The sequence below is a fragment of the Pedobacter sp. genome (assembly GCF_035566355.1).
GTDB lineage: Bacteria > Bacteroidota > Bacteroidia > Sphingobacteriales > Sphingobacteriaceae > Pedobacter.
Window position 1 is genome coordinate 1 of record NZ_DATMRL010000338.1, and the last position, 4,064, is coordinate 4,064.

The 4,064-nt window shown below is 41.3% G+C and carries 3 protein-coding genes and 1 pseudogene; all 4 read right to left on the reverse strand.

Annotated elements, in window-relative coordinates:
• A partial coding sequence (locus tag VNZ46_RS13030; protein ID WP_325560541.1) for an Ldh family oxidoreductase occupies positions 1-866 on the reverse strand: 866 nt, incomplete at its 3' end.
• A 9-nt stretch (positions 867-875) separates the two neighbouring features.
• Positions 876-2,465: a bacillithiol biosynthesis cysteine-adding enzyme BshC gene (gene bshC, locus VNZ46_RS13035; protein WP_325560542.1), complete on the reverse strand. Its 1,590-nt coding sequence runs from the start codon at positions 2,463-2,465 to the stop codon at positions 876-878.
• A gap of 46 nt (positions 2,466-2,511) precedes the next feature.
• Positions 2,512-3,846, reverse strand: coding sequence for a 30S ribosomal protein S12 methylthiotransferase RimO (gene rimO / locus VNZ46_RS13040; protein WP_108554934.1), 1,335 nt, complete (start codon positions 3,844-3,846; stop codon positions 2,512-2,514).
• 37 nt (positions 3,847-3,883) lie between these two features.
• Positions 3,884-4,064 (reverse strand): annotated as a pseudogene (locus tag VNZ46_RS13045) (signal recognition particle-docking protein FtsY); the annotation flags it as partial.

The following is a 4,064-nucleotide window of genomic DNA, read 5'->3' on the forward strand; positions in this document are numbered from 1 at the left end:
CCATCCACACGCATTGCACCCAGAAAATGGCCGATTCCTTCTCCAACAGGATCGGAAGGAGGCTCCAGGAAGGCAACAAATGGCGGCACCCACGGCCCATAATTAGCGCCGGACAACACTGCTGATAAAATATCTACGGTAGCACCTAATCCATAACCTTTGTGGCTTCCATGGTCTTTATCACTGCCTAATGGAAGTAAAGACCCGCCATCTTTTAACTGATGAGGATCAGTAGAAGGGTTCCCATTTTTGTCTTGTACCCATCCTTCAGGAATAGGCCGACCAGATCTTTGCGCAATCTCGAGCTTACCGTTTGCTGCAGCCGCTGTAGCCATATCTACAATTAAGGGAGGATATTTTCCTGCGGGAAAGGCATAGCACATAGGGTTGGTGCCCAACAGGCGTTCATTAGAATAGGTAGGCGACACCAGAGGGCTGGCATTCGTCATACTAATACCAATCATATCTTTTTCTACGGCCATTAGTGCATGATAGCCTGCGATACCAAAATGGTTCGAATTTTTAACGGACACCCATCCGCTGCCATATTTTTCCGCTTTTTCTATAGCTACTTTCATGGCAAAAGGTGCTACAACAAGGCCTAATCCACTGTCGCCATCTACGGTCGCAGTGGTCGCTGTTTCATGAACGATCCTGATGTTTGGTTGTGCATTAATCCTTTTTTTCTCCCAGAGCCTTACATAGCCACTTAACCGGGCCACGCCATGTGAATCTATACCTCTAAGGTCTGATTTTAGCAAGACATCTGCAGCCAGTTCAGCATCTGTACTGTTGCAGCCCATTTTCAGAAAAATACGTTCGGTAAAAGCACGGAGTTTTTGTTCAGTGAAAGTGTGAAAGGTCATAGGTAATCGTTAAGCAAAAAGAATAGTAAAACGGTGTTCCAGAGGTTTGAAACTCTCCAGTAGTGATTGTATAAAGTCATCGCCGTAGAGCACATACATCGGAGCAATGTTCAATACTCTTTCCTGCAATACACCAGAAGGGAATAACCTGTTTTTTAAACCATCTATCTGATTAAGCGAAGTGACATGCTTGCGTTTTTCAGCCCTCAGCATTTTCTTTTCCAGATTATCGATCAGTTTTAGGGTCCTGATGCGGGCACCATCTGTAGATTGTGAAAGTGTTTTATCTATTTTATAGGCGTCCAGTTTAATATGATCAAAAACGGCACTTATTGACCTGCGCTCGTCCTCCAAACTTAAAGCAAGATTATTGACATGAACTTTGATCCATTCGTTTTTAAGCATTTCATTACTATGAAAAAGACTTTGGTGGGTAATGCCCAGAATATGCATTTTTCTCGCACTCTGTGCATCAATCACCAGTGCCGAATTCCTGAGCATCAACACAGGATAAGGTATATGATAAAAATCGAAATTTGATTTGAGCTGCAACCAGTAAGTTACTTCTGCGCCACCACCTATATAGGCCAGGTTGGGAAGTATAATTTCCTGGTACATCGGCCGCATTACAACATTAGGGCTGAAGCGTTCCGGAAATTCATCTATTTCCTTCTGAAGCGATTCTTTGGTAAAACCAATAGAAGTATTGTTTACTTTATACAAGCCATTTTCTTCTATAATCCTTTCGCGAAGCTGATCCTTCATGTAGAAGAAATTAATTTCTCTGGGATTGACCTGAGGTTTGTATCCTTCACCTTCGAGTGCGGCATTAGCAGTGCTGATCTGCTTAAAGCTATTTTGTTCTGTGATGTCTCTGTAAACAAACGGAGCAAATTCCTTTTTCAGCAAATGCTCATCGGCATCTATACAGACTAAACCTTCTTCACCAAAAATACCGTTAACCAGCTCCCTGGTTGCTGCGGCAAGTGTACTGTGACCAGCATAAGCTTGTTCAACAAGGTCGGCCAGCTTTTTACCATTCTCACTGATGCCTAAATAGCCTTTGTAAGCCAGAAGAACCTCAGCCATATCTTTTGTACTCAACCTGCCTGTTGCACCTGCGGCTTTCTTATTCCAGGTCAGTAGCTTGTCTTCTACCTTCACATGATTGATTTCTTCGAAATCGTGGTCTTCGGTAGCCATCCAGTATACCGGAACAAAATTATAGTCCGGGTAGGTCTGTTTCAATTCCCTGGCCAGGTTAATGGCCGTTATAATCTTATAGATAAAATATAGGGGGCCAGTAAAGATATTCAGCTGATGTCCGGTGGTAATGGTAAAAGTTTTCCGGTCTGCAAGAAGTTCAATATGCTGTTTAACCAGGTCACTTTGGGCGATGCCTTCATATTGGCGCTGTAATACCTGTACCAGTAAATCCCTGTTACAATCTGTATTCCGCTCTTCAATAGCCTCCTTGAAACCCTGTATATTGGGCTTGTATTTGAAAAAAGGCTGAAGTACATTTTTCCCTTCTATGTAATCCAATACAATAGACGAGAAGGAGTGGGTGTCCTGGTATGATAGATATTTAGCAAGCATCGGCACGAATTTAAGTTATTAAACCATAATTCATAGAGCCATGCTTTTATTTTACAATCTGTCCATACAGATCGAAATCTTCGGCACGATCAATCTTTACCTGTACAAAACTTCCATTTGCAGCATAACCAGTAGCAGCATCTATTAAAACCTCATTATCTACCTCAGGAGAATCAAATTCAGTTCTTCCGATAAAGTAATCGCCTTCTTTTCTATCTACCAATACTTTATACGTCTTACCTACTTTTTCCTGGTTAATATCGAAAGAAATACCTTGCTGCAATTCCATAATCGCATCAACACGCTCCTGTTTCACTTCTTCAGGAACATCATCTATGAGGTTATGGGCATGGGTTTTTTCTTCATGAGAATAGGTAAAACAACCTAATCTGTCAAAGCGGGTATCTTCCACCCAACTTAACATTTCTTCAAAGTCCTGCTCTGTCTCACCAGGGTAACCACAAATCAGCGTAGTACGCATAGCAATGTTGGGAACTTTATCCCGGATCTGGTTTACAATGTCTATGGTTTTTTGTTTGGTAATACCACGGCGCATAGACTTCAGCATATTATCAGTAATATGTTGAAGTGGCATATCCAGGTATTTACAAATATTTTCCCTTTCGTTCATCGCATCCAGAATTTCCATCGGGAAGCCGGAAGGGTAGGCATACTGCAAACGGATCCATTCTATGCCATTGACATCAGATAAACGTCTTAACAATTCGTCAAGATTGCGTTTTCCGTAAATATCAAGTCCATAATAAGTAAGGTCCTGAGCAATCAGGATCAGTTCTTTTGTACCGTTGGCTGCGAGAATCTTAGCCTCATTCACCAATTCATTCATGTCGCGTGATACATGTTTACCACGCATTAATGGAATTGCACAGAAAGAGCAGGGACGGTTACAGCCTTCTGCAATTTTAAAATAAGCAAAATGAGAAGGAGTGGTTAATAAACGCTCGCCTATGAGCTCATGTTTATAATTTGCACCCAGAGAATGCAAGATATTGTTCAGGTCGTTGGTGCCAAAATAAGCATCAACATTGGTAATCTCAGATTCCAATTCTGGTTTATAACGTTCCGAAAGACATCCGGTTACAATAACTTTAGCTACTTTACCTTCATCCTTAAGCTGACTGTACTGTAAAATGGTATCAATAGATTCCTGTTTCGCATTGTCAATGAACCCGCAGGTATTGATGACCACGATATCATCTTTGCCAACTTTGCCTGCTTCATGAACCACATCCATGCTATTGCCGCGTAACTGTCCCATTAAAACTTCAGAATCATAGATGTTTTTAGAGCAGCCTAAGGTAATGACATTGATCTTAGGTTTTTTAGCGGTAATGATTTTGGAAGTGGTCTTAGTATTCATTTATTTTTTTAGTCAATTTAATATGTATTGCAGATCCTTATTTAAACAAGCTGTCTACAAAAGCTTTTTTGTCGAATAGCTGAAGGTCATTTACTCCTTCGCCTACACCAATATATTTTACAGGGATCTTGAACTGGTCCGAAATTCCAATAACAACGCCACCTTTAGCTGTTCCATCCAGTTTGGTAATGGCCAAAGCATTCACATCTGTTGCTTCT